At 58.0% G+C, this 231-nt stretch carries 1 pseudogene; it reads left to right on the plus strand.

Annotated elements, in window-relative coordinates:
• Nucleotides 1-231, plus strand: a pseudogene (locus HB680_RS32570) (calcium-binding protein); the annotation flags it as partial.

Consider the following 231-nt stretch of genomic DNA (forward strand, 5'->3'; position numbering starts at 1 on the left):
GTGGACACCGTGGCGTATACCGACAGCACTGTCGGAGTGAATCTCAACCTGAAAACCGGCGTCAACTCCGGGATCGCAACGGGCGACACCTACACCGACATCGAAGGCATCCGTGGTTCCAACTTCAACGACACGATTGTTGCCGATGGCCGGGCGATTGCTTTTGACGGCGCGTTGGGTACCGACACCGTCGACTACTCGACCTCGAGCGAAGCAATCAACGTCGACATC

Origin of the sequence: Pseudomonas sp. dw_612 (genome assembly GCF_018449725.1) — a bacterium.
Lineage (GTDB): Bacteria > Pseudomonadota > Gammaproteobacteria > Pseudomonadales > Pseudomonadaceae > Aquipseudomonas.